General features: G+C 69.5%; 24 protein-coding genes. 5 read left to right on the top strand and 19 right to left on the bottom strand.

From position 1 onward, the window contains the following. Positions 1-5 precede the first annotated feature (5 nt). The 3 genes from VFR64_06880 to VFR64_06890 are packed head-to-tail and all read right to left on the bottom strand — an operon-like array spanning position 6 to position 3,636. On the bottom strand, positions 6-509 hold the full coding sequence (locus tag VFR64_06880) for a TRAP transporter small permease (GenBank protein HET9489459.1): 504 nt from the start codon (positions 507-509) through the stop codon (positions 6-8). Positions 510-537: 28 nt separating this feature from the next. Beyond that, positions 538-2,097 (bottom strand): class I adenylate-forming enzyme family protein, encoded by a 1,560-nt coding sequence (locus VFR64_06885; GenBank protein HET9489460.1) that lies wholly within the window; start codon positions 2,095-2,097, stop codon positions 538-540. A gap of 9 nt (positions 2,098-2,106) precedes the next feature. After that, positions 2,107-3,636, bottom strand: coding sequence for a UbiD family decarboxylase (locus tag VFR64_06890; protein ID HET9489461.1), 1,530 nt, complete (start codon positions 3,634-3,636; stop codon positions 2,107-2,109). 128 nt (positions 3,637-3,764) lie between these two features. On the opposite strand from VFR64_06890, the gene VFR64_06895 reads away from it, so the two are divergent. From VFR64_06895 to VFR64_06905, 3 genes are read left to right on the top strand one after another with little or no spacing between them, the layout of a single operon-like run. Then, positions 3,765-4,457 (top strand): iron-containing redox enzyme family protein, encoded by a 693-nt coding sequence (locus VFR64_06895; GenBank protein ID HET9489462.1) that lies wholly within the window; start codon positions 3,765-3,767, stop codon positions 4,455-4,457. A 9-nt stretch (positions 4,458-4,466) separates the two neighbouring features. Then, positions 4,467-5,276 (top strand): hypothetical protein, encoded by an 810-nt coding sequence (locus VFR64_06900; GenBank protein HET9489463.1) that lies wholly within the window; start codon positions 4,467-4,469, stop codon positions 5,274-5,276. Further along, positions 5,273-5,545, top strand: a complete 273-nt coding sequence (locus VFR64_06905; protein ID HET9489464.1) for a hypothetical protein — start codon at positions 5,273-5,275, stop codon at positions 5,543-5,545. The genes VFR64_06900 and VFR64_06905 overlap by 4 nt, the downstream gene beginning before the upstream one ends. Here VFR64_06905 and VFR64_06910 read toward each other — a convergent pair. The 9 genes from VFR64_06910 to VFR64_06950 all read right to left on the bottom strand — a co-directional run bounded on the left by VFR64_06910 (position 5,542) and on the right by VFR64_06950 (position 16,580). Further along, positions 5,542-6,777 (bottom strand): LL-diaminopimelate aminotransferase, encoded by a 1,236-nt coding sequence (locus VFR64_06910; protein ID HET9489465.1) that lies wholly within the window; start codon positions 6,775-6,777, stop codon positions 5,542-5,544. The genes VFR64_06905 and VFR64_06910 overlap by 4 nt on opposite strands. 12 nt (positions 6,778-6,789) lie before the next feature. Then, a complete protein-coding gene (locus VFR64_06915; protein HET9489466.1) occupies positions 6,790-9,066 on the bottom strand; it encodes a DNA internalization-related competence protein ComEC/Rec2 in 2,277 nt (758 codons plus the stop codon). 6 nt (positions 9,067-9,072) lie between these two features. Further along, the gene (locus VFR64_06920) at positions 9,073-9,438 is read right to left on the bottom strand and encodes a helix-hairpin-helix domain-containing protein (GenBank protein HET9489467.1); all 366 of its coding nucleotides are present in this window, start codon (positions 9,436-9,438) and stop codon (positions 9,073-9,075) included. 89 nt (positions 9,439-9,527) lie between these two features. Next, positions 9,528-10,640, bottom strand: coding sequence for a zinc-binding dehydrogenase (locus tag VFR64_06925; GenBank protein ID HET9489468.1), 1,113 nt, complete (start codon positions 10,638-10,640; stop codon positions 9,528-9,530). Between the two features lie 11 nt (positions 10,641-10,651). After that, the gene (locus tag VFR64_06930; protein HET9489469.1) at positions 10,652-11,881 is read right to left on the bottom strand and encodes an aspartate kinase; all 1,230 of its coding nucleotides are present in this window, start codon (positions 11,879-11,881) and stop codon (positions 10,652-10,654) included. A gap of 54 nt (positions 11,882-11,935) precedes the next feature. Further along, the gene (locus VFR64_06935; protein HET9489470.1) at positions 11,936-12,916 is read right to left on the bottom strand and encodes a lysylphosphatidylglycerol synthase transmembrane domain-containing protein; all 981 of its coding nucleotides are present in this window, start codon (positions 12,914-12,916) and stop codon (positions 11,936-11,938) included. Positions 12,917-12,931: 15 nt separating this feature from the next. Beyond that, entirely contained in the window at positions 12,932-13,993 is a 1,062-nt protein-coding gene (gene thrC / locus VFR64_06940) for a threonine synthase (GenBank protein ID HET9489471.1), read from the bottom strand. A 108-nt stretch (positions 13,994-14,101) separates the two neighbouring features. Then, the gene (locus tag VFR64_06945; GenBank protein ID HET9489472.1) at positions 14,102-15,406 is read right to left on the bottom strand and encodes a homoserine dehydrogenase; all 1,305 of its coding nucleotides are present in this window, start codon (positions 15,404-15,406) and stop codon (positions 14,102-14,104) included. A 1-nt stretch (position 15,407) separates the two neighbouring features. After that, positions 15,408-16,580: an aminotransferase class I/II-fold pyridoxal phosphate-dependent enzyme gene (locus VFR64_06950; protein ID HET9489473.1), complete on the bottom strand. Its 1,173-nt coding sequence runs from the start codon at positions 16,578-16,580 to the stop codon at positions 15,408-15,410. Between the two features lie 185 nt (positions 16,581-16,765). Between VFR64_06950 and VFR64_06955 the strand changes: the two genes are divergently transcribed. Next, positions 16,766-17,932, top strand: a complete 1,167-nt coding sequence (locus VFR64_06955; protein ID HET9489474.1) for a M23 family metallopeptidase — start codon at positions 16,766-16,768, stop codon at positions 17,930-17,932. Here the strand turns inward: VFR64_06955 and VFR64_06960 are convergent. From VFR64_06960 to VFR64_06990, 7 genes are all read right to left on the bottom strand, one after another. Further along, complete coding sequence (locus VFR64_06960; protein ID HET9489475.1) at positions 17,846-18,643, bottom strand: alpha/beta fold hydrolase; 798 nt, start codon at positions 18,641-18,643, stop codon at positions 17,846-17,848. The genes VFR64_06955 and VFR64_06960 overlap by 87 nt on opposite strands. Before the next feature lie 168 nt (positions 18,644-18,811). Continuing rightward, on the bottom strand, positions 18,812-19,798 hold the full coding sequence (locus VFR64_06965; GenBank protein HET9489476.1) for a dipeptide ABC transporter ATP-binding protein: 987 nt from the start codon (positions 19,796-19,798) through the stop codon (positions 18,812-18,814). 8 nt (positions 19,799-19,806) lie between these two features. Then, complete coding sequence (locus VFR64_06970; protein ID HET9489477.1) at positions 19,807-20,784, bottom strand: ABC transporter ATP-binding protein; 978 nt, start codon at positions 20,782-20,784, stop codon at positions 19,807-19,809. A gap of 309 nt (positions 20,785-21,093) precedes the next feature. Further along, complete coding sequence (locus tag VFR64_06975; protein ID HET9489478.1) at positions 21,094-22,131, bottom strand: GntG family PLP-dependent aldolase; 1,038 nt, start codon at positions 22,129-22,131, stop codon at positions 21,094-21,096. A 12-nt stretch (positions 22,132-22,143) separates the two neighbouring features. After that, on the bottom strand, positions 22,144-22,905 hold the full coding sequence (bamD, locus tag VFR64_06980) for an outer membrane protein assembly factor BamD (protein HET9489479.1): 762 nt from the start codon (positions 22,903-22,905) through the stop codon (positions 22,144-22,146). 133 nt (positions 22,906-23,038) lie between these two features. Then, positions 23,039-23,542: an arsinothricin resistance N-acetyltransferase ArsN1 family A gene (locus VFR64_06985; protein HET9489480.1), complete on the bottom strand. Its 504-nt coding sequence runs from the start codon at positions 23,540-23,542 to the stop codon at positions 23,039-23,041. Further along, entirely contained in the window at positions 23,539-24,501 is a 963-nt protein-coding gene (locus VFR64_06990) for an SDR family oxidoreductase (protein ID HET9489481.1), read from the bottom strand. Before VFR64_06990 ends, VFR64_06985 begins: the two co-directional genes overlap by 4 nt. Before the next feature lie 57 nt (positions 24,502-24,558). Here VFR64_06990 and VFR64_06995 point away from each other — a divergent pair, with 57 nt between their 5' ends. Further along, entirely contained in the window at positions 24,559-25,308 is a 750-nt protein-coding gene (locus VFR64_06995; GenBank protein HET9489482.1) for a class I SAM-dependent methyltransferase, read from the top strand. Positions 25,309-25,318 lie beyond the last annotated feature (10 nt).

The following is a 25,318-nucleotide window of genomic DNA, read 5'->3' on the forward strand; positions in this document are numbered from 1 at the left end:
CCCCATCACTCGTCCCCCCGGGCGTACGTCTTCAACCGCCACACCAGCATGACGATCATCAGGGCGAAGCTGACCGGAATGGCCGCATAGGGAACGCTCATGGGAAGCTCGGCCACCACGCTGCGCTGGCCGGTCGACACCATCAGGGCCACGACGCGGAGCGACTGCCCGAGCACGAAGAGGGCGACCGCCAGGAAGGCCACCGTGGACAGCACATTCAGCCACCGGCGCACGCGGGGCGGGCTGAGACTGGAGACCGCGTCCATCCTGAGATGCTGGTTGTCCCAGGTCACCAGGGTAGCCCCCAGCATCACGCACCAGATCATGATGAAGACGAGGATCTCCTCGGCCCAGATGATCGGCTTGAGGAACACGTAGCGGCCCACGATGTTGGCGAAGTTCAGCGCCACCCCCGCCAGGATGAGGCCGGCGAGCACGGAGCGGATGGCGCGCAGGATCATCGCCGCGAAGCGGGGCGCCGGCGGCGGCGGGCAGGGACGGCCATCCACGTCGGACGGATCGGCAACCGGGGCAGGCTCACGCCGGGCGACCGGCCCGTTGCTCCCACAACGCTGTGAGCGCGGTCCGATCGACCTTGCCGTTGGCGTTCTTGGGAATGGACTCGACGATGAGGACGGCGGCGGGAACCTTGAAGGCCACGAGCCGGGCCCGGCAGTGCTCGAGCAGGGGCGACAGTGCGGCTGGCCGGCCCGGTCGCAGGGCCGCGAAGCCCACCGGCACCTCGCCGTAGATCTGGTCCGGAACGCCAACGGTGGCGGCCTCGGCGACGTCGGGATGCTCCAGCAGGCAGTTGGTGATCTCCAGGGTGGCGATGTTCACGCCGCCCTTGATGATGATCTCCTTCCGGCGCCCGGTGATGTAGACGTAGCCGTCGTCGTCCCGGCGCGCCAGGTCGCCGTTGCGGAAGCCGTCCGGGGGAATCGGCAGCAACCGGCCCGGGCCCTGCCAGTAGGCCGACGCCATCTGCCGGCCGCTGACGACCATTTCCCCTTCCTCGCCCGCCTTCACCTCACGGCCGGCGTCGTCGAGGATGCGGACGCGCATGTTGAGCGTCGGCCGGCCGATGGAGCCGAGACGCCGCTGGCCGGGGTGGTTGCCGCACATGAACCCGGTCTCGGTGCCCCCGGCCAGCTGCACGACGGGAATCCCGTAGGTCCGCTCGAACTCCAGCTGCTTGTCGGTGGAGAGCGGGGCCGTGCTCGACGTCATGAAGCGGAGCGTCGGCACGTCGGCCCGGGTCACGCCGGCCGGCCGGGCCAGCAGCATGTTGATCACGGTGGGAATCCCGACGGCGATGGTGACGCCGTAGGCCCGCACCCACTCGAAGAACCGCGTCTGGGAGAACTTGCGCGCCAGGACCAGCGTGGCCCCTGTCTGCATCGCGGGCCCGATGGACAGGATCGCGGGGGAAGACCAGCTGAAGTGGCGATAGTCGAGGATCGTGTCGGCCGCGGTGATCTCCAGCCGGTCGACCGAGGACTCGCTCATGGCGTAGTACGCCTCGTGCGTCCAGATAGCGCCTTTGGGCGCGTCGGTGGTGCCCGAGGTGTAGTTGATGCAGGACCAATCACCGCGGCCCGGCCGCGACTTCACCGGCGCATCGGAGGCCGACCGCAGCGCCGTGAAGAGGTCGCCGGGCGGAGGGTCGGTCGCGGCCAGCATCCCGAACGAGATCCACCGCGCACCGGCTGCGGCCCCACCGCGGAGGGCGGCGGGGACGTCCTGGCTGCAGAAGACCAGCGTCGGTGCCACGTCGCCGAGGATCTGGTCCACGTGCTTTTCCCGGATCTCGACGTTGATGGGGTTGATGATCATGCCCGCCCGCAGCGTCCCCCAGAAGACCACCAGGGCCTCGATGGAGTTGTCGGCCAGAATCGAGACCCGGTCGCCGGGCCGGATCCCCGCGTCGGCGAGGAAATTCACGAAGCGCCGGGTGACCGCTTCGAACTGCCCGAAGGTGATGCGGCCGTCCTGGTCGGGGCTCTCGATGAAGACCTTGTCGGAACGGACGCGCGCGTGGGTCTCTAGCAGGGTGTTGACGTCGGTGTACGCCGTAGAGTGCGTGCCGTCGGACATCACGCCGGGTCAGATGCCCCGCTCGGCCAGGAACTTCGCGTAGTCGCGCTGGCCTTCCTTGCCCTTGCGGATCTGTTCCGGCGTGTAGAACCTGGCCAGGTCCACCAGCTCGACGTTGTAGCGGGCCCGGGCGAAGGCGTCCTTGTGGGCGAATGGCCGCGTGGCGTCGATACCGAGAGCCCCGGAGAAGCGGATGTTGCTCTGCGTCCACTGGCGGTCGCCGGCCGAGCTGCGCTCGGCGGGCTGAAACGTCTGGCCGAACCCGCCTTCGCAGATGGTCAGGAGGTCTTCGTTGGGGTTCACCCGGGTGGTGATCGCCCACAGGATGTCTTCCATGTTGTAGATGTCCACGTCCTCGTCGACGACGATGCCGAGGCGAGCGCCCAGTGAGATGGACAGCGCCGCGGTCAGGATGTTCCGCTGGAGCCCTTCGTCGCGGCCCCGGCGCTTCTTGACCTGGAAGATCACCCCGCCCCAGTCGGTCATGCCCATGGGGATGTGGGTGTCGATGCACAGCCCGGGCACGATCCGCTCGGCCATCTCGAGGAAGCACGCTTCCCGGACGATGCCGTCGATGAAGTGCTCGTCCATGCCGTGCACGATGAGGCCGTAGTAGAGCGGGCGGTCGGCTCGGTGGGTGATCGCGGTGGCCTGGAACTTGTAGGTGCGGTACGCCTTGCCCATGTAGCCCGACCACTCGGGGTGGAAGGGATGGACACCCTGCTGGTCGTCCCTCTCGGCCAGCGGGCTCTCCCACACTTTCTGGGTCGTGTCCAGGTAGCCCTCGATCACGTATTCGGCGTTGGCGATGGCCCAGGCGTCCTGAGTCCGCGCCTTCACCAGCTCGACCGGACGGCCCTGGATCGCTCCGGCTACGCCCAGCTCGTCGCAGCCGCGGGGCAGGATCACGTAGGTGAAGCCGGACCCCGCCATCATGGTGCAGGCCGGCGGCGTGCCGATGTTGATGGTGACCGGGATCGGGCCCCGCCGGTACCAGGCGGTGGCGACCTGGTCCATGTGCGAGCCGGGCGAGATCTGAAAGCTCGAATAATCGGGCCCGCGGAAGTTCATGCGGTTGTAACCGATGTGGGAGCCGCCCCAGAAGTGCTGGCCCCGGACCACGGTCTGGCCGGCGCCCAGGGTGCGACCGGGGTCGCTATCGGAGTGGGAGATCATCGGGACGACGCTCCACACATCGAGGTCCTTGGTGACCACGACCTCCTGGCAGGGAGCCTGGCTGACCTCCACCGGGGGCAGCGGGTTGCGCACGGCCTCGACGACCTTGTGCTTGAGCTGGCGCGGGTCGTCGACGGCGAAGAGCGTCGCGATGCGATCGGCGTTGGCGAAGACGTTGTTGCAGATCCGGGCGTTGGGGTAGCCCTTGACCTTGTTGAAGAGCAGCGCCGCGCCCCCGTCGAAGTGTTTCTGGATGGCCGCCACCTCCAGGTGGGGGTCGACCTCGACATCGGTGGTGACCAGCGCACCGATGGCATCGAGATAGTCGAGCGTGGAGCGCAGGCTGGACACATCCCTCTTCATCACGGGCCTCCCGTGCCGACGATACTGCGCTGGCCGCGACGGCGCCGTCAAGCGCCACGGCGGCGCCGACTTGCCGCCTTCCCTGAGCCCGCGTATAGTCTCGGGACGCGCTCGGCGCGAACGCTGCGATGGAGTGGTTCGACTCGCTCACCACGGAGCTGCTGGGCCGGAGCCCCTTCCGGAGCTCGGAGTACTTCAAGCGCTTCGCGGCCGGCGCCCTCACGGGCGAGCAGGTCTGGGAGCACATCGCCCAGCACTATCTCCTGGTCGCCTGGTTCCCCCGCATCTTCAGCGGTATCCATGCCCGCTGCGACGACCTGGAGGTTCGCAAGGAATGCGCCCGCCACCTGCTGGTCGAGGACCTCGGCTACTTCGACGGGCGCGTCGGCGGTACCCCGGATCACGACGAGCTGTTCCGCCGGATCGGTGACGACCTGGGGCATTCCCGCGACGAGTTCGACGCCATCGTCCCCGTGCCCGAGATGGCGGCCATCCTCGAGTTCTTCCGGCGCCTGGGCCACCAGGTGCCGTGGAGCGCCGCGCTGTGCGCCACCGCCTTGCTGGAGGAGGAAGTCGTGGAGATCGCCCGGACCGTGGGGCAGGCCCTCGTCCAGCATTACGGCGTGCGCCCCGAGTGGGGCGGCCTGAACTACTCGGTGCACGAGGCGATCGAGAAGGAAGAGGCGGGGGCGACCCGGCTGGCGATCGCTCGCCACATCCGCACGCCGGACGAACGCCGAGCGGCCGAGGCCGCGATGCGAGAGATGCACGACCTCCTCGAGCGCTACGCTGCCGGTCTGGCGCGCCGCCACCTTTCCTGAGCCTCCGGGATGCCACTGGTCGCCGCGCTGGCCTGCCCCCACACGCCTCAGCTGCTGGTGCGCCCGGAGACCGAAGATCGGGACCTCGTACTGCGCGTCCACGCTGCCTACCGACGGGTGAAGCAGCTGCTGACCGAGGCGCGGCTGGATGCCCTGTGCGTGGTGGGGGGCGACCACATCGAAGGGTTCTTCCTCGATGCCGTGCCGGCCTTCGCCGTCTACGTGGGCGCCAGCGTGTCGGGGCGCTTCGGCCGGTACGAGTACTCCTTCCCGGTCCACGAGCCCCTGGCCCGGGCCATCCTTCAGCAGGGCATCGAGCGGGACTTCGACCTGGTCTACAGCCAGGACCTCCGGCTGGATTACGCGTTCTACGTGCCGCTGCACTTCGCGGCGCCCGACCCGCCGGTGCCCATCGTCCCGCTCTACGTCAACGTCTATCTGCCCCCCCAGCCCACGCCCCGGCGGTGCTACGCCTGGGGCCGAGCGCTCCGCGAGATCCTCGATGGGCGACCCGAGCGCGTCGCCGTGCTGGCCTCGGGTGGCATGTCCCATTACCCGGGGACCGATCGCTATGCCTCACCGGACTTCGACTGGGACCGCCAGCTCCTGGCCGCGCTCGCCGCCGGCCGCGGCGCGGAGACGGCCCGATTGACCGGCGAGGAGCTCGACAAGGCGGGCAACGTCGAGCTGCGGACCTGGATCACCCTGCTGGGCGCGGTGGGTTCGGCTCGCGCCGACGTCGTCTGCTATGAGCCGTCCTGGCACCACGGCAACGCGGTCGTCACGTGGGCGGTTCCGGTCGCAGGAGGGCAGCGGTGAGCACGCATTACTTCTTTCCCCCGGCCAAGGCCTATCCCTTGAACCACTGCCTGTTCCGCCTGAAGTCGGACCAGGCGTACCGGGCCCGGTTCCTGGCTGATGCCGAAGCGGCGATGGACGAGGTGGGGCTCGACGAGGCCGCGCGCGGGGCGCTGCGCGGGTTCGACCGGGACCGCCTCGTCGAGGTCGGGGCGCATCCTTACCTGGTGTTCATGGCCGACTTGCGCGTTCGAATGGAGCGGACGCCGGCCGCCTTCGAGTATTTCTAGAGCTGCAGGCGTTTCTTGATGCGCTCGATGGCCTCTTCCGTCGCCTCGCGGCCGCCGAAGGCGGTGAGCCGCAGATACCCCTCGCCGCTCGGGCCGAAGCCCGCGCCAGGCGTGCCCACGACGTGGGCTTCGTTGAGGAGCTTGTCGAAGAAGCTCCAGGAGTCGAGCCCTCCCGGCGTCTTCACCCACAGGTAGGGCGCATTGCGGCCGCCGTAGACCGTGAGACCGACCGCGGTCAGGCCCTCCCGGATGATCCGCGCGTTGTCCAGATAGAAGTCGACCTGTGCGCGCACCTGCTGCGCGCCCTCGTCCGAGTAGACGGCGGCGGCGGCTCGCTGCACGATGTAGGGCACGCTGTTGTACTTGGTGGACTGCCGGCGGAACCACATGGGATTGAGGCTCACCGGCTCCCCCGCGGGGTCGCGGCCGGTGAGCTCTTTGGGCACCACCGTGAAGGCGCAGCGGGTGCCGGTGAAGCCCGCGTTCTTGGAGAACGAGCGGAACTCGATGGCGACTTCACGGGCGCCTTCCACTTCGTAGATCGAACGGGGCACACCCGGGTCGCGCACGTAGGCTTCGTAGGCCGCGTCGTACAGGATCACGGCCCCCTGCCGCCGGGCGTAGTCGATCCACCGGCGAAGCGCGGGCACGGACATGACCGCGCCGGTCGGGTTGTTGGGGTAGCAGAGGTAGATCAGGTCCACGGGGCGATCGGGCAGCGCCGGCTGGAAGTCGTTCTCCGCGGTGCAGGGCAGGTAGGCGATGCCGGCGTAACGGCCGCTGGCATCGGAAGCCCCGGCCCGCCCGGCCATGACGTTGCTGTCCACGTAGACCGGGTAGACCGGATCCATCACCGCGACCACGCACTCCGGGGCGAAGATCTCCTGGATGTTGCCGGTGTCCTGCTTGCCGCCGTCGCTCACGAAGATCTCGTCCGGGCTCAGCCGCACGCCCCGGGGCGCGTAATCCCGCTCGACGATCAGCTCGACGAGGAAGTCGTAGCCGGCTTCCGGCCCGTACCCGCGGAAGGTCTCGGCCCGGGCCATCTCGTCCACCGCCTCGTGCAGCGCTCCCACGAGGGCCGGGGCCAGCGGCTGGGTGACATCGCCGATCCCGAGGCGGATCAGGCGCGCGTCCGGATGCGCGGCCTGGAAGGTCTTCAGGCGACGGGCGATCTCGCTGAACAGGTAGCTGCTCTTCAGCTTCGCGTAGTGCTGGTTGACCCGGGCCACGGCATTAGATCATCAGCAAACGGCCTCGGGGTCAAGGCAGTAGCGCTCCATGGCCGATGCGGCCCAGCGGGCGACGGTGAGCGACCGGCCGTCGGTCTCGAAGATCACGGCCCCGTCGCGGTCGGTCCGGTAGACACGAGCGCCGATGGCCTCCAGGCGGGCCAGGGTCTCCGGGGCCGGATGGCCATAGCCGTTGCGCGAGCCCACCGAGATCACGGCGAAGGCCGGGCGGACGGCCGCCAGGAACTCTGTAGTGCTGCCGTGGCGCGAGCCGTGGTGAGCGACCTTGAGCACCGTGGCTCCGAGCGGGCGCCCCGTGGCCAGCAGCTCCCGTTCCGCCGCCGCCGTCATATCGGAAGCGAACAGGAAGGACACGAGCCCGTGGTCGATCCTCACCACGAGCGCCTCGTCGTTGCCTCGCGGGGCCGGCGCCCCTACCGGCGGGCCGAGATGGAGCACCGGCACGCCCCCGATCCACCGGCGGCCCCCTGGGGGGACGGCCGTCCACTCCTCGGCGATAGTGAAGCGCCGCCGGACGGCTGGCATCCCGCCGGCGTGATCCTGGTCGTCGTGGGTCGTCATCGCCACGGCCAGGCCCAGGAACCCGCGGTTCCACAGGAACGGCGCGACGACCCGCTCGCCCGTATCGAGCCGCAGCGGTCCACCCGGCCCGGCGTCGATGAGCATCGCAGGCCCCTCCGGCGTTTCCACCACGATGGCGTCACCCTGGCCCACGTCGAGGACCGTGACGCGGAGTCGGCCGTCTGCCGGCCGCGCCAGCGGCCAGACGCTGATCACCAGCGCCAAGACGAGGAGCAGCCCGACACCGCCGGCGGCCCGGCGGGCTCGGGCCGGCGACGTCGGGCGGAGCTGCCAGGCGATGCGCCCACCGCCCAGGGCCAGCACGTAGGCGACGACGGCGGCGGCCGGAGGCGCGGGCAGATGCACGAGCGCCCCGGGCATCGCGGCCGCCAGGGCGGCGCTCCAGCGCAGCAGGAGCAGCAACGGCCAGGTGGCGTGCAGGAAGAGGGAGCCCGCGGTGGCCTGGGCGAGCGTCAGGCTGCCGCCCGCGAGCCCGAGCACGGTCGTGAGCCCGGCCACGGGCACGACGGCGAGGTTGGCGACGGGGCCGATGAGCGAGAGCTGATTGAAGTGCACGAGCGTGACCGGCAGGACGGCGATCTGCGCGGCCACGCTGACGCCCAGCGCGCCGGTCAGCCAGCCGCGCGGGAGCGGGGCCAGGATGATCCCCAGCGTGGCGGCGAAGGACAGCTGAAAGCCTGGTTCCAGGAGATCCCCTGGACGCGCCGCGAGGATCAGCAGGGCTGCCATCGCCAGGCTGTTCAATGCCGCGGCCTCGCGCTCGAGTAGCAGGGCGCTCAGGACGAGGATGGCCACGACGACCGCCCGGAGGACCGAGGGCTCCGGCCCGACGACCAGCGCGAAGGCGAGCACCCCGGCGATGGCCCCCACTGCGGCGCCCCGGCGGCCAGCGCGCCCCAGCCTCAGCAGCGCCCAGATCGAGCCGGCCACCAGCGCGACGTTGAAGCCGGAGACCGCGAGCACGTGGTAGACGCCGGCCCGCCGGAAGGCCTCGTCGAGCTCGGGCGGCAGATCGGCTCGATCGCCGAGCAGGAGACCGGCCAGCAGCGCGGCCGATGCCGGTGGCAACGAGTCGGCGATGGCTGCGCGAACCATCGATCGGACCCTGCCCGGCCACGACGGCTCCACCGGCGGGCCCGCGGTGAGCCGCTCGGCGCGGGCGCTGCCGACCACCAGGATGTCCTGACGGCGCAGGTGGGCCGCGTAGTCGAACCCGCCGGGGTTGCGGAAGCTTCGTGCCTCGTGCAAACGGGCCTCCACGCCGACGCGCTGGCCCGCAGTCAACGGTGGCAGCCCGGCTCCATAGGCGGTGAGGCGAATACGCCCGCAGTGGAGCGCGCCTGCCACCCGGTCGACCTCGACGAGCAGCTGCACCCGATCGGGCGCCAGGCGCACCGGCTCCGCGGCGAGGCGGCCCTCGACCGGGGCCGTGACCGGCAGGGCGAGATGGGCGACGTGACCGGGCGGCAGCGGCAATGGAGCGGCGCGCAGGGCTCCGGCGGCTCCGACGCCTACCAGCAACAACCCGACGGCGATGGTGGATCGACCCAGGATCGGCAGGCTGATGCCCCAGGCGAGCGCGATGATCAGGACCGGCCAGGCCACCGACGGCGGGAACCAGGGCTGCACGGCGATCCCACCGGCGAAGGCGAGCGCCACCGGGACCAGCGGGACACGCGCGGCCACGGCTGGTCACTCGCCGACGGTGACGAACTTCCGCAGACGCTCCAGCTTGGCGGCGCCGATCCCTCTCACGGCGCGCAGGTCCTCGATCGACCCGAAGGCACCGCCCACTTGCCGGCGTTCCACGATTCGGGCGGCGAGCCAGGGCCCGACGCCAGGCAGGCGCGCCAGCTCGGCCGCCGTGGCGTGATTGAGGTCGACCGGCCGGTGGTCGGCGGCCGCGGCGGTCTGGACGGCGGGCCGCCTGTCGAGCTGCTCGAGGCGCTCGGCGAGGACGGGATGCGCGGCACGCCACTGTCGAACGGCCAGCCCGGCGCCGGCGGCTGCGAGGAAGACGAAGAGCAGCAGGAGCTGCCGCCCGGTGTAGAGCGCCATGCCGCTCACCATGCACCAGGCGGTGAGCGGCCGCTAGAGTGGAAGAAACCTGACTGCCGTCAGTGGCGGCGATTGCTAGCGATCAGCGGTCACGGGCAGAGGGCGGCCCGGGTGATGGTGATCGTGTCTTTGGCGTGCCACTCCGAAGCGGCGAATGCCTCGTTGATCTGCTCGAGCGGGTAGGTGTGGGAGATCAGCCTGTCGAATGGCCAGCGGCGGCGGTTGCGCACGAGAAAGTCCAGGGCCCGCGGGATCACCCAGGGGTCGTACATGATCACGCCGACGATGCGCTTGGCGCCCCAGACGAGTTGAGCCGGCTCGAGCTCGACCCTGGCGCCGCGGCTGATCGTGCCGATCTCCAGATATGTCCCGCCCTGGCGCAGCATCTCGAGCCCCTCGGGGATGACCTCCGGGAAGCCGACGAAGTCACAGACGACGTGGGCGCCCGCGCCCCCGGTGAGCGTGCGGACGAGGTTCACGCGCTCCTTGCGGTCGCTGACTTCGCGCAGATCGATGGTGTGATCGGCGCCAAAGGCCCGGGCCAGCTGCAGCCGACCGGGAAGGCGATCGATCACGATCACGACCGAGGCGCCCAGGTCCCGCGCGACGGCGGCGGCCTGCAGGCCGAGGCCGCCGGCGCCCTGCAGGACGACCGTGTCCCCCAGCCGCACGCCTGCCGTGTGCAGGCCGAAGATGACCTGGGAGAGGGCACAGTTCACGGGCGCCACCAGCGTGTCGGGAAGCTCGTCGGGCACCTTGAAGATGGCTCCCCCGGGACGCAGGTAGTAATACTCGGCGAAGGCGCCGTGGAAGTGGGGGAACTGCGACGGGCCGAGCGGCCGGCCGACCTTGGCCAGGCACGCCGCCGGCTGCTTGTCGAGACAGGCCGGACACCGGCCGCAGGGATAGAAGTACGCGTAGGCGACCCGATCGCCCTCGGCCAGCGGCCGGCCGAGCGAATCCGTCTTCACCCGCGCGCCCAGGCGGGCGACACGGCCTGTCATCTCGTGGCCGAAGATCCAGCCGTCGGCAGGCAGCTTGAGCGGCGCGTCGCCGCGCCAGAAGTGGAGGTCGGAACCGCACACGTTGGCCAGGGAGACCCGAACCAGGACGGCGTCGGGCTCGACGTCGGGCAGGGGCAGCTCCCGGATCTCGAACGGCTTGCCGGGACCGAAGAAGACGGCGGCCCTACCGGTAGCCACGTCGGCGCTCCTCAGAGCTCGGCCCCGCGGGCCTGGCTCAGCTCGAAGTCGTCGTGCAGCGCGCGCACCGCCAGCTCGGCGTACTTGTCCTCGATGACGCAGGAGATGGCGATCTCCGAGGTCGAGATCATCTGGATGTTGATACCTTCCCGGGCCAGGACGGCGAACATGCGAGCGGCCACGCCCGAGTGGCTGCGCATGCCCACGCCGAGGATGGACACCTTGGCCACCCGCTCGTCGTGGACGAGGCCCTGGGCGCCCACTTTCTTCGCCACGGCGTCCAGGGTCGCCACGGCCCGGGCGTAATCGCCGCGGGCGACGGTGAAGGACATGTCCGTGTAGCCGTCGCGGCTGATGTTCTGCACGATCATGTCGACGATGATGCCCTTGTCGGCGATGGCGCCGAAGACCTGCGCGGCGATGCCGGGCCGGTCGGGCACCCGCAAGATGGAGATCTTGGCCTGGCTCCGGTCGTGGGTGACGCCGGTGACGACGACCTCTTCCATGCCCTGCTCCTCTTTGGTGACCAGCGTTCCCGCGTCCAGCTTGAAGGTGGAGCGGACGTGGACGGGCACGGCGTATTTCTTGGCGAACTCCACGGACCTCGACTGCAAGACCTTGGCGCCCAGGCTCGCCATCTCCAGCATTTCGTCGTAGGTGATGCGGCTGAGCTTGCGCGCGTCGGGCACGACGTTGGGATCGGCGGTGTACACGCCGTCGACGTCCGTGTAGATCTCGCAGAGATCCGCTTTGAGGGCCGCGGCCAGTGCGACGGCGGTGAGGTCGGAGCCGCCGCGGCCCAGCGTGGTGATCTCGTCCGTATCGCTCAGCCCCTGGAATCCCGCGACCACGGCGATTTCCCCGGCGTCCAAGGCCTCCCGCACCCGGTCGGCGGTGATGCGGGTGATGCGGGCGCGCGTGTGCTCGGTATCCGTGCGAAAACCGGCTTGCGAGCCGGTGAAGGAGCGGGCCGGGTGGCCAAGGGTCTGCAGGGCCATGGCCAGCAGCGCGATCGTCACCTGCTCGCCGGTGGCCAGCAACATGTCCATCTCGCGGGCGTCGGGGGTGGGCGTGATCTGCTGGGCCAGCGTGATGAGGCCGTCGGTGGTCTTGCCCATGGCCGAGACCACGACCACGACTAGATTGTCGCGAGCCTGCTCGGCCACGCGGCGGGCCACGTTGGTGATTCGCGCGGCATCGGCGACGGAGGACCCGCCGTACTTCTGCACGATCAAGCCCACGACTCGAGCATCGTATCACCTGAGTTGCGGTCCAGTCGAATGCGCGCGCTCGCATCAGACCCCGCCCTCTGGGGCCGGCGGCCGGCGGGCCTCAGTCAGGCTCAGGTGCTCGTGCAGCAGGTAGAGCCAGCCGATCGCGGTGATCGGGATGACCTGGCTGGCGTGGAAGACGATCGCGTAGCCGAGGGCCGAGGGGCGGGCGACGTCGAAGATAGCCAGGGCCAGCACCGCCGCGTAGTGGAAGACCCCCACGTACCCGGGCGCCGACGGCACGCTGATGCCCAGGCCGACGAAGGCGAGCACGGTCCAGGCGGCGATCACCGGCAGGTCCAGCTCCATCGCTCGAAAGGCCACCCAGGCGGCGAGCGCCGGCATGATCCATACCAGGACGCTCCACACCGCCAGGGGGGCCCGATGCGCAGGACTGCGGATGCCGTCGAGGCCGTGGACGAAGCGCTCCAGGACGACGGCCAGACGGCCGGCGCCACGGGGCCAGCGCGTCAGGAGCTTTCGGGCTAGCCGCGGGCCGGCCTCGGGGGCCACCGTCAGCCAGCCCAGCACGGCCACCGCCACCATGTCGATGGCGAGCAGCGTGGCCGCACCCCAGCGGAAGATCGGCGGCACCGGAATGAGCAGCACGAGCACCCCGAGGATCAGGACGATGGCCAGGCTGTCGAGGACGCGCTCGACGATGAGGGTGGCCAGGGTCGTCCAGAAGCCACGGTGCCAGCGGCGGGCCACCACGTAGACCCGCACGACCTCGCCGGCGCGGAAGGGCAGCACGTTGTTGGCCATGTAGCCGATCATCATGGCCGGCACCAGCCCGGGCGGCTCGGGCCCGGGCGGAAAGAGATAGCGCCAGCGCCGCGCCCGCACCCAGAGCCCGCCGGTGCCCAGCGCGGCGCTGAGGATCACCCAGCCGAGGCGAGTCTGACGGAGCTGATCGGCCAGCTCGGCCAGGTCCACGCTCCAGAGCAGGAAGACGAGCAGCCCGGCGCTGAGGGCGAGTCCGGCGGCGAGCTTCAGCCGATTCAACGCCGCGGTCGCCGTTCAGAGCCCGAGTTGCGCGAGGACGGCCTTGAGATCGGCGGGGACGGTGCTGGGGCGCGAGGCCGACTCCAGGGCGGTGTCGGTGTCCTTCAAGCCGTGTCCGGTCAGTGTGAGCACCAGGGTGGAGGCGGCCTCGAAGCGGCCGGCCTTCACGCCCTTGATGAGCCCGGCCACGGTCGCGGCCGAGGCGGGCTCCATGAAGATGCCCTCGGCCCGGGCCAGCAGACGATACGCCTGGAGGATCTCCTCGTCGGTCACGGTGTCGATCCAGCCGCGCGAGTCCTTGAGCGCCTCCAGCGCCGGCCCCCAGCTGGCCGGATTTCCGATCTTGATGGCGGTCGCGACGGTACGCGGCTCGGGGATGATTCTGTTTTCATAGATCGGGGCGGCCCCGGCCGCCTGGAAGCCGACCATCCGGGGCAGCTCCTTCGCCCGGCCCGCCTTGTGATACTCGCGGTAACCCCGCCAGTAGGCGGTGATGTTCCCGGCGTTGCCTACCGGAACCAGGTGGTAGTCGGGAGCGCGGCCGAGCTGGTCGACGATTTCGAAGGACGCGGTCTTCTGGCCCTCCAGGCGAAACGGGTTGAGGGAGTTCACCAGCGTGACCGGATGCGTTTGGGAGATCTGCCGCACGATGGCCAGGGCCTGATCGAAGTTGCCGTCCACCATCACGACCTTTGCCCCGTGGATGGCGGCCTGGGAGAGCTTGCCCAGCGCGATGGCGCCTTTCGGCACCATGACGAAGGCCTGCACGCCGGCCCGGGCGGCGAACGCCGCCGCCGAGGCCGAGGTGTTGCCGGTGGACGCGCAGATCACGGCCCGCGAACCCGCCTCCAGCGCCTTGGAGATGGCCATCGTCATGCCGCGATCCTTGAAGGACCCCGTGGGGTTGAAGCCCTCGCACTTGAGATAGATGTGCAGGCTGGGATCGATCGCCTCGGTCAGGCGCAGGGCCGGGATGAGCGGCGTGTTGCCCTCGTGCAGGGTCACGATCGGCGTCTTGTCGGACACCGGCAGAAACTCCCGGTAGCGGGCGATGACTCCCCGCCACGCCGCGCTCATTCCGTCATGCTTGAGCGCCGGCTTCGCCGGCGCCATCCGCTGCTGGGGATGGCTCGGAGGGGGCCGTCGCGCCCCACAGGGCGCGCCCGTGTATCGCCCCTCCGCTGCTCATGCCCCGCCCTCCACGCGGATCATCGCGGTCGGCGATGACACCACGCGCAGCTGGTCGATGGCGGCGAGGGCCGTGCGCATATCGCGCTCGCGGGCTTCATGGGTCATCATCACCACGGGAACCGCCTCGCCCGTGGCCCGGCCCTTCTGGATCACCGAAACGATGGAGATGTCGTTTTCGCCGAGGATGCCCGCCACCCGGGAAAGCACGCCGGGACGATCCTGGGCCATGACCCGCAGGTAGTAGCAGGAGCGGATGGCTTCCATCGGCCGCAGGGGCAGCGCGCCCGACCCCACGGAGGGCAGCTCCAGGGCCAGCGCGGGGATGCCGTGCGCGATCCGCCGGGCGATCTCCACGATGTCGGACCACACGGCCGAGGCGGTCGGCAACTGTCCCGCTCCGCGCCCGTAGAACATGAGGTCACCCACCGCGTGCCCGGTGAGAAACACGGCGTTGAAGACGCCGGAGACGGCGGCCAGCGGCGCGTCAGCGGGGATCATCGTGGGGTGGACGCGAACTTCCAGGCCACCGTCGCTGGCCTTGGCGATCGCCAGCAGCTTCACTCGGTAGCCGAGCTCGCGCGCGTAGGCGATGTCCTGAATGCTGATCCGGGTGATGCCTTCCGTGTGGATGTCCTTGAGGTCCACGAAGGTGCGAAAGGCCAGCGTGACCAGGATCTGCAGCTTGTGGGCGGAGTCGAGCCCCTCGACGTCCAGCGTGGGGTCGGCTTCGGCGTACCCGTGGGCCTGGGCCTCCTTCAGCACCACGGCGAAGTCGAGGCCCTCGTCGGTCATCTTCGACAGGATGTAGTTGGAGGTGCCGTTGACGATGCCGAAGACCGACAGGACCCGGTTGGCGACCAGCCCCTCCTTGATCGATCGGATGAGCGGAATGCCGCCCGCCACCGCCGCCTCGAAGGCCAGGGTCACGCCCCTCCGCCTGGCCTCCTGGTAGAGCTCCGGGCCGTGATGGGCCAGCAGCGCCTTGTTGGCCGTGACCACGTGCTTGCCGGCGGCCAGGGCGCGCAGGATGAAGGAGCGGGCCGGCTCCAGGCCCCCGACGAGCTCGATGACGACGTGGACGCCGGGATCGTCGAGCACGCGGGCGGCCTCGGTCGTCAGGGGCAGGCGGGCCAGGTCGAGGCCCTCGCGGGGCCGGGTCACATCGAGATCGGCGACGGCGGCGAGAGTCAGCCGGCAGCCAGCCCGCTCCTCCAGCATGCCGCGCTCGGACTCGAGCAGCTTGACGACGCCGCCGCCGACCGTACCGAGGCCGAGCAGGCCGAGCCGGACTTCCTTCACTTCAACGGCCGAGGTGCTTGAGGCCGCGCAGCGCCTGCCGGATCCGCTGCTCGTTCTCTACCAGGGCGAACCGGACGTAGCCCTCGCCGTACTCGCCGAAGCCGATGCCCGGGGAGACGGCGACCTTGGCCTCCTGAATCAGGAGCTTGGCGAATTCCAGGGACCCGATGGCGCGGAACGCCTCGGGGATGGGCGCCCAGACGAACATGGTGCCCTGAGGCTTGGGCACGACCCAGCCCAGCTTGTTGAGGCCGTCGACCAGGACGTTGCGGCGGCGGCGGTGGACCTCGACGATGTCGGCCACCACCGATTGGTCGCCCTCCAGCGCGATGATCCCGGCGATCTGCACGGGCTGAAAGGCACCGTAGTCCAGGTACGATTTGATACGGGACAGCGCGTGGATCATGGTCCGGTTTCCGCACGCGAAGGCCAGGCGCCAGCCGGCCATGTTGTACGACTTCGAGGTGGAGAACAGCTCGACCCCCACGTCTTTGGCCCCCGGCACCTCGAGGAACGAGGGAGGCCGGTAGCCGTCGAAGGCGAAGTCGGCGTAGGCGAAGTCGTGAACCACCATCAAGCGGTGCTCGCGGGCGAATTCGACGACGCGTTCGAAGAAGGCCCGGTCCACGCACATGGTGGTGGGGTTGTGCGGGAACGACAGGATGAGCAGCTTGGCCTTGGGCCAGGCCAGCCGGGCCGTCTCTTGCAGGCGCGCGAAGAACTCGTCGGCGCTGCCGCTCAAGGGAACCGAGCGGAGATCGCCATCGGCGATGACGACCGAATAGGCGTGGATCGGGTACGTGGGGTTGGGCACGAGCACGCCGTCGCCCGGTTGCAGGACGGCCAGGGCCAGGTGGGCCAGACCCTCCTTGGCGCCGATGGTGGCGATGGCTTCGGTGTCGGGATCGAGCTCCACACCGTAGCGCTCGCGGTACCAACGGGTGATGGCGACCCGGATCCGGGTGATGCCGCGGGACGCGGAGTAGCGGTGGTTCTTGGGATTCTGGGCGGCTTCGATCAGCTTGGCGACGATGTGCTTGGGCGTCCCCAGGTCGGGGTTGCCCATGCCCAGGTCGATGATGTCCTCGCCTCGCGCGCGGGCCTTCGTCTTGAGGTCGTTGACGATCGCGAAAACGTAGGGGGGCAGGCGCTTGATTCGATAGAACTCATCCATGCGGGCGTCCTTTCACCGACATCCGAAGATGATACTTCGCGCCGTTCGGAAGTGTCAACAAATCGAGATCTCACGCATAGTTACGCCCCGTTCCTTCTGCTCGTCGCGCGCAAGGCCGGACACAAGTTGGCGCGCGCGTGTCGGAATGGCAGGTTTCTGCGCCCCAAGCGGTTGATTCTATTCGTATGAAAGTCGGCACGGCGCTTGCCGAGGTCCGGGGCATGGCCTTCGTACCTCCTGCCCCTTCGCTCGGCCGAGCCAAGACCCCGAACAGGCGAGTCGACCACAAACAGCAGTTCAGTCTCTTGATCGTCCGCGGGGATGGCGTCCGCGTCCTGCGGCTCAATTTCCCCCGGCGCCTGCCCGCGGTGCTGACGGCGGCGATGCTCGTGGCCACGGCGAGTCTGGCCACGCTGGTCGGCGACTGGTGGCACGTTCGGCAGCGGCTGAGCGATGCGGCGTCGCTCTTCCAGCAGGTCGATCAGCAGCAGGCGATGATCGACGCCTTCACCCGTGGGGCGGCCTCGCTGCGCCAGGAAGTGCAGGGGTGGCGGGACTTGCATGCGCGGATCTGGGAGCCGTTCGGGCCCGAAGTGACGCCCCGGCCGGCTCAGAGCGGGGTGGGCGGCAGCCGGTCCACTCCCAGCCAGCCTGCGAACCCAACGCCGCTGAGCGAGCTGGAGCTTCTCTCCGAGCAGGTCAAGGAGCAGGGTCAAAGCCTGCGGGCCCTCGATCGTCTGATCGGCAGGGCCCACAAGGCGTTGCGGGGGCTGCCCTCGCGGTGGCCGGTGAGGGGGGGCGTCAACTCCGAGTTCGGCAAGCGCGCCTCGCCGTGGACCAAAGAGCCGGAGTTTCATTCCGGGATGGACATCGCCGCTCATCGCGGCACGCCGGTGAAAGCGCCGGCGGCGGGCGTCGTGCAGCACGCCGGGCCCGGCGGCGAGTACGGGCTCGCCGTGATCATCAATCATGACAACGGCGTGCGGACGCTGTACGGTCACCTCTCGAAGGTCCTGGTCCAGCGGGGCCAGCGCGTGGACCGAGGTGGCGTGGTCGGACTGAGCGGCAACACGGGGCGCTCCTCGGGCCCGCACTTGCACTACGAAGTCTACGTCAACGGCCGGCCCGTGAACCCGCGCGCCTATCTGTGGGACGATGGAGGAGGTAGCGGGACGGCCGCGAGGCAATCGCCGGCGAAGAAGGCGGTGGCGCGGGCCACCCCGGCTCCGGAGCCCTCTCCCAGCGGCACCGTTGGAGACAGCGCATCAACAGCTCGCAAAGAAGTCCAGGCAGAGCCCGTTGAAGACGTCGGGTCGCTCCCAGAAGTACACGTGCCCAGCCCCGGGCACTAGGTCCAGCCGCGCGCCCGGCATCCGGGCGGCCAGCTCCCGAGAGAAGCGCGGCGGCAACAGGATGTCGTCCTCTCCCACGCTGACCAGCGTGGGACATCGGATGTCGGCCACCCGGTCCAGCGTGTCGTGCGTGACCACGGCCTCCAGCTGACGCAGAAAGCCGATCAGGTTTTGTGGGTAGGGGTTGGCCAGCGCGTTCTGGACGATCATCTCCACGAATTCCGGGCGCTCGTTGTAGGTCCTGGCCGCGAAGAGCCAGAACCCCATCAGCCGGAAGGCGCGCTCGTACCCCATCGCGCTGCGTACCTCGCGCCAGGTCGCGCTGAGCGCAGTGAGATAGTGATCCGGCCGAGCCAGGGTGCAGCCCAGGTGCAGGGCGCGGACACGGTCGGGGTGGCGCAGGGCAAGCTTCTGGGCGACCATCCCGCCCATCGACACGCCGACGACGCGGGCGCGCTCGATTCCCAGCGCGTCCAGGAGCCCGCGGGTGTCGTCGGCCATCATCGCCGTGGTGTACGGGATGTCGGGGGCATCGGTCTGCCCGGTCCCGCGGTTGTCGAACGCGATCACCCGGTACTGCGCGGCCAGCGCCGCCATCTGAAAGCCCCAGGCCAGGTGATCGCCGCTCAGCCCCATGATGAGGAGCAGGGGCTCGCCCGCGCCCGCCTCCACGTAGAACATCTCGATGTCCCCGACCCGGACCTTCGGCACGGCGACCGATGGTCCCGACTCAGATCGGGCGACAGATCAAGCGCCGCGGGGGATTGCGTCGGGGCATGGGCGTGGCGACAGCCCGGGTGCCCATGCCCTCTTCAAGCCGCCCGTGCCCTGTTCAATCAGCCCGGGTGCCCATGCCCTGTTCAAGCAGCCCATGCCCTGTCAACTCGTCGCGATGCCCGTGCGCACCTGGCAGGCGACCCAGTGCCCCCGCGACACCTCGCGCAGCACCTGCTCGTTGGACGCGCACGACGGCACGCGGATAGGGCAGCGGGTGTGGAAGCGGCAGCCGGAGGGCGGGTTGACCGGGCTGGGCACGTCGCCCTCCAGGATGATGCGCTTGCGCTTGACCGTGGGGTCGGGAATCGGGACGGCCGAGAGGAGGGCCTCCGTGTAGGGATGCTTGGGGTTGGTGTAGAGCTCCTTGGCCGGGGCGATTTCCACGATCTTCCCGAGGTACATCACCGCGACGCGGGTGGAGATGTGCTCCACCACCGAGAGGTCGTGGGCGATGAACAGATAGGTCAGGCCGAACTTCGCCTGAAGGTCTTCCAGCAGGTTGATGATCTGAGCCTGGATGGAGACGTCCAGGGCCGAGACCGGCTCGTCGGCCACGATGAGCTTGGGGTTCACGGCCAGGGCCCGCGCGATGCCGATGCGCTGCCGTTGCCCACCCGAGAACTCGTGGGGATACCGACGCAGGTGATCGGCGGTCAAGCCGACCGTCTCCAGCAGCTGCACCACGCGCTCTTCGCGCTGGCGCCGGTTGGGCGCCAGCTTGTGAATCACCAGCGCCTCCCCGATGATCGCGCCCACCGTCATCCGGGGATTCAGTGAAGCGTAGGGGTCCTGGAAGATGATCTGCATCTCTTTACGGAGCGCCCGGAGCGACCGCTTGTCGAGCGTGGTGACGTTCTTGTCCAGGAACCGGACGTTGCCGGAGGTCGGCTCGATGAGCCGCAGGATCGTCCGTCCGGTCGTGGACTTGCCGCAGCCGGACTCGCCCACCAGCCCGAGCGTCTCCCCGGGCATGATGTCGAAGGAGACGTCGTCCACGGCGTGCACCCGGGCCACTTCCCGCGAGAGCAGGCCGCCACGGATCGGAAAGTACTTCTTGAGGTTCTGCACGCTGAGGAGCGGGCTAGCCATGGCGGGCCTCAGTACAGGAAGCAGGCCACTTTGTGACCGGGCCTGACCTCTTTGAGTGGGGGCGTGCTGTCGTAGTACTGCGGCTTGGCGAACTGACAGCGGGGGGCAAAGCGGCAGCCCGGCTTGAGGTCGCCACGCAGGGTGGGGACCACGCCCTGGATCGTCTCCAGCTTGCGCCGCTGGGTCGCCGCCAGGTCGATGCGGGGGATCGACCGCAGGAGCCCTTGCGTGTAGGGGTGGAGCGGCTCCTTGAACAGCTCGGTGACCGGCGCCTCCTCCACCACCTGGGCGGCATACATCACCACGACCCGCTGAGCCGTCTCGGCGATCACGCCCATGTCGTGGGTGATCAGCATGACGGCCATGTTGAACTTCGCCTTCAGCTCGTTGAGCAATTCGAGGATTTGGGCCTGGATGGTCACGTCCAGCGCGGTGGTCGGCTCATCGGCGATGAGCAGCTTGGGGTTGCAGGACAGCGCCATGGCGATCATCACCCGCTGTCGCATACCGCCGGAGAGCTGGTGCGGGTACTCCTTCACGCGTCGCTCGGGATTGGGGATGTGGACGACGCGCAGCATCTCCACGGTCTTGTCGGTGGCGTCGCGCCGGCCCAGTCCCTCGTGCAGGCGAATGGCCTCGGCGATCTGCTCGCCCACGGTGAAGACCGGATTCAACGACGTCATCGGCTCCTGGAAGATCATCGCGATCTCTTTGCCGCGGATCTTGCGCATCTCGGCCGGGCTGAGCTCGAGCAGGTTGCGACCGGCGTAATTGATCTGGCCGGCCACGATCCGTCCGGGGGGCTGGGGGATCAGGCGCATCACGCTCAGGGCGGTGACGGACTTGCCGCAGCCCGACTCACCGACGATCCCCAGCGTCTCGCCTCTGTCGATGTAGAGGTCGACGCCATCGACGGCTCGCACGACCCCTTCGTCGGTGAAAAAGTGCGTCTTGAGACCCTTGATGTCCAGGAGACGTTCGGCCATGCGGGTCCTCCTTAACAGGGCACGGGCACCCGGGCTATCGCCACGCCCGTGCCCCGCCGGGACCACCCGCGGTGGTCGTCCGGCCACCCGATCTGAGTCGCGACTACCGGTGTCGCCACGCCCATGCCCCTCCGCGATCGCCCGTAGCGGTTCATCGGCCGCCCGACCTGAGTCGCGACCACCGGCATCGCCACGCCCGTGCCCCGCCAGGACCACCCGCGGCGGTCGTCCGGCCACCCGATCTGAGTCGCGACCACCAGTATCGGTTTCGCCACGCCGTGCCCGGCCGGGACCGCCAGCGGCGAGAAGCTACCATCGTGGTGCGATCTCGGCGAAGGCGTCCAGCGCGCGCGTGATATCGTCGGCGTCCACGTCTTTGTGCGTCACGCAGCGGATGGCCGTGGGCCCGATCGCGTGGATTTTGACCTTGCGCGCCAGGCAGCCGCGCGTGAGATCCTCGGCATCGGCTGGCCGGCGGACCCGGAAGATCACGATGTTGGTCTGCACCGTCGACAGATCTATCGAGATGCCCGGGAGCCGGGCCAGTCCCTCGGCCAGGCGCCGGGCGTTGGCGTGGTCCTCGGCCAACCGATCCACCATCCGCTGAAGCGCCACCACACCGGCGGCGGCGAGCACGCCGGCCTGCCGCATCCCGCCGCCGAGCATCTTCCGGATACGCCGGGCGCGGGCGATGAAGTCGGCGCGGCCGCACACCACGGAGCCGACGGGCGCTCCCAGGCCCTTGCTCAGGCAGAAGGTGACGGAGTCGACGTAGCGAGTGAACTCGCGGGCGTGCCGCTTGAGCGCGATCGCCGCGTTGAACAGGCGGGCGCCGTCGAGGTGGACCGGCACCCCCGCCTCGTGCGCCACGGCGGCCACGGCGGCGATCTCCTCCGGAGCGCAGCAGGTGCCGCCGTGCCGGTTGTGGGTGTTTTCCAGGCACACCAGCCCGGTCGGGGGAATGTGGATGTTGGCCGGCCGCAACGCCTCGCGGACCTGATCCTGGCTGAGAAAGCCGCGCTCGGTTTTTACCGGGCGCATCTGCACACCCCCGATCACCGCGGCCCCGCCGACCTCATAGTTGAAGATGTGCGAGTCGATGTCCAGGACGACTTCCTGCCCGGGCCGGGTCTGGGCCAGGACCGACACCAGGTTGCCTTGCGTGCCCGACGTGACGAACAGGCCGGCTTCCTTGTCCAGTTGCGCAGCGGCCAGGGCCTCCAGCTGCCTGACCGTGGGATCTTCCTCCCACACGTCGTCGCCCAGCTCGGCCCGGACCATGGCTTCGCGCATCTCGGGAGTGGGCAGCGTCAGCGTGTCCGACCGGAGGTCCACGATGTCGTGCACGCAGCTATCCTCTCACCGTTGCGCCCGCAGCCGCTGGGCGGCGCGCCGGCCGAAGTCGGTGTGCGAGAATTCTTGCGTCAGCCGTGAGAGCAGCTCACGCGCCTGGAGCTTCTTGCCTTCCCTCAGATTGACCTCGGCCAGGAGCCAGAGAGCCTCGGGCACGACCAGCGTGCGGGGATACTCGCGGAGGACGAGCTCGAGGCGCTGGCGTGCCGCGCCGGGGTTGCCCTGGGTGAAGTAGTAGTTCGCCACCCACACCTCCTTCTGGGCGAGACGACCCCGACAGATGTCGACCTTGGCCAGGGCCTCGGTGGCGTAGCGGCTCTCCGGATACTCTTTGACCAGCTTCCGGAACTGCTCGAGCGCCTTGCTGGCGACCGTCTGGTCCTGCTCGATGGGCTTGACCTGATCGTAGTAGGCCATGGCCAGGCGATACTGGGCGAGATCGGCGATCTCGTGCCGGGGGTAGAACGACATGAAGGTCTCGAGCTCGCCGATGGCCTTGACGAATTCCGCTTCCCGGTAGTACGCCTCCCCGATGAGGAAGCGGGCCCGCGGGGCGAAGGCAGAGTTGGGGTGTCGCTCCACGAGCCGCCGGAAGTGCTGCCGCGCCTCCTCGTAGCTCCGCCGCTCCAGCTCCGTGTTCCCCAGCCCGTAGAGCTCGTCGGGCGGCGGAACCGGCGCGGGGGCAGCCCGAAGCAACGCGCAGCCCGCCAGCGTGAGGAGCAGGCCCGCGAGAGCGAGACATCGGAACCCGAACACCGCGTGGGGCATGAGCCTAAAGTTGCATGTATATACCACACTCGCCAGGGAAATATCCCTCGACTTGGGCGCGGGTCAGCGGCGGCCGGGGCCGGGGTCGGCGGCGCTTGTCTGGCCCGGAGCGGGTCCCGGAGCCCCCCGCGCTCTAGAGCAGCTTCTCCATCACGATGGTGTCCACCCAGGCGCCGTCGAGGCGGCCCTGCTCGCGGTAGATGCCCACGGTACGGAAGCCGAATTTCTCGTACAGGGCGATGCCACCCGTGTTGGTGGGGAAGGCCGACAGCACCAGCTTGTGGAACCCGTGCTCGCGGGCCAGCGCCACGAGCCGCTCCAGCAGGGCGCTGCCGACTCCCTTGCCGCGCCACGCCCGCTCGACGTAGACGGAGAAGTCAGCCACGAACCGGTACGCCTCGCGCGGGTTGAAGACGTTGAGGCTTCCCCAGCCGACGATCGTCGGGGCGGGGGCGGCCACCTCGGTCACGATGACGGGGTGGCGAGGCCCGCGACCAGCCAGCCACTGCCGCCGCTCCGCGACCGTGCGCAGCTCGGTTTCCAGCGTGGCCACCCGGTCCTCGATGCCCTCGTTGTAGATGCGGCAGATCGCCTCGGCGTCGGTCTCGGTGGCCGCGCGCACCCGGTACTGGCTCACATCAGCTCCCGAGCGTCGAGGCGCCCCTCCTTCTGTAACCGGGCGAACTCCTCCAGCGTCCGTCGAATGCCCCGCTCCAGCGACGTGGCGGGCGCCGGCCCCAGGTCGGCTTGATACCGGGAGTCGTCGAGAGCGTCGGGAAAGGGGATCGGATGCTCGACGTGAGAGATGAGGCCCTGGGCCGAGGGCCACGCCTCCCCGATATGCCGGACCACATCGGCCACGGCGGCCGACGCCCCGTGGAGGTTGTAGACCCGTGAGCCGCCCAGGCTCGAGCGGGCGGCGGCGATGAACGCGCGGGCGACGTCCTCGGTGAAGATCAGATCGGTTCGACCGCCCCACCGGATCTGGAACTTCCGCCCGAGGACGGCGGCCTTCATGGCGAGAGTCGGATCCGCGGTGAGACCGAAGTCCCGCCCCGGCCCGTACACCGTCAATGGCCGAACGCCCATCGACGGGATGCCGTGCTCTTCCCAGTAGATGCGCGCGGTTTCCTCGTTGGCGACCTTGTACACCCCGTAGTGGGTGGCCGGCCGCGGCGGAGCATCGTCGGCGACCGGCCCCGGCGGGTACAGGCCGGGCGGACCGAAGACAGCGGCCGACGACGCGTAGACGACGCGCTCGACCCGACCCCCGCTGGCCCGGGCCGCTTCGAACACGTTGGCCGTGCCCACGACGTTCACGAGCGCTCCCTTCGCGGGATCCTGCCGGCACAGTGGCACCTGCCAGGCCGCCAGGTGCACGATGCGCTGGATCCGGAGGTCCCGGACCAGCTGGACCAGGCGATCCCGATCGGCGATGTCGCCGCGCTCCACCGTCAGCTGACTGGCCGCGTCGAAGCCGACGATCATCCGCAACCGCCACGGATCGTCGCCGAGGTCGTAGAGGATGGGCCGTTCGCCCGAGGCGAGCAAGCCGCGCACGACCCAGGCGCCGATGCAGCCGAACGCGCCTGTCACCAGGACGCTCACGGGCGCAGACGATACCACATCGCTCACGGCTATAATGGCGGCCGCATGTTCAAGAGTGAGCGGTTCTTCCGCGAAGCCTGGCCGACCATCTCCCAGGCCGTCGAGTCGGGCGCCGACGCCGGACGAGCCGCGCGGTGGATCCTGACGCGCGCCGGTCTCAACCCCGGCGCGCGCGTGCTCGACGCCCCCTGCGGCTTCGGCCGGCACGCCGTGGAGTTCGCGCGGCTGGGCTATGCGGTGACCGGCGTGGACTTCAACGAGACGGAGCTGGCTCGCGCGCGCGACGCGGCCGCCCGGGCGGGAGTGACGCTCCGCCTCATCTGCCAGGACATGCGCGACATGGACTTCGCCGGGGAATTCGAGCTCGCCGTGAACCTCTTCAGCAGCATCGGCTACTTCACCGACGACGAGGACCGCTTGCTGCTGGACCGCTTCTGGCGCGCCCTGGGACCGGGTGGCGTCTTCGTGATCGACACCCGGAACCGGGATCAGGTGGTCCGCTCGCTGCCGGCCGAGGAGCGCCAGCGCAACGACGACTGGACTCTGCGCATCGAGAATCGCTTCGACCCGACCACGAGCCGGTGGGCGGCGCGCTGGTGGCGGATCGGCCCCGAGGCCGCCGAGGACGGCCCGGGCGACTTCGTCGGCGAGAGCGAGATCCGGCTGTACGCCGCCCACGAGCTGCGCGCCATGCTGCGTCCCGACCGCTGGAGCCGGGTCGATCTCTACGGAGGCCTCGACGGCACGCCGTTCTCTCTGGACGCCCGGCGCCTGGTCTTCGTCGCCCACAAGTAAGGAGGGCATC

This window comes from Candidatus Methylomirabilota bacterium (genome assembly GCA_035709005.1).
Classification (GTDB): domain Bacteria; phylum Methylomirabilota; class Methylomirabilia; order Rokubacteriales; family CSP1-6; genus 40CM-4-69-5.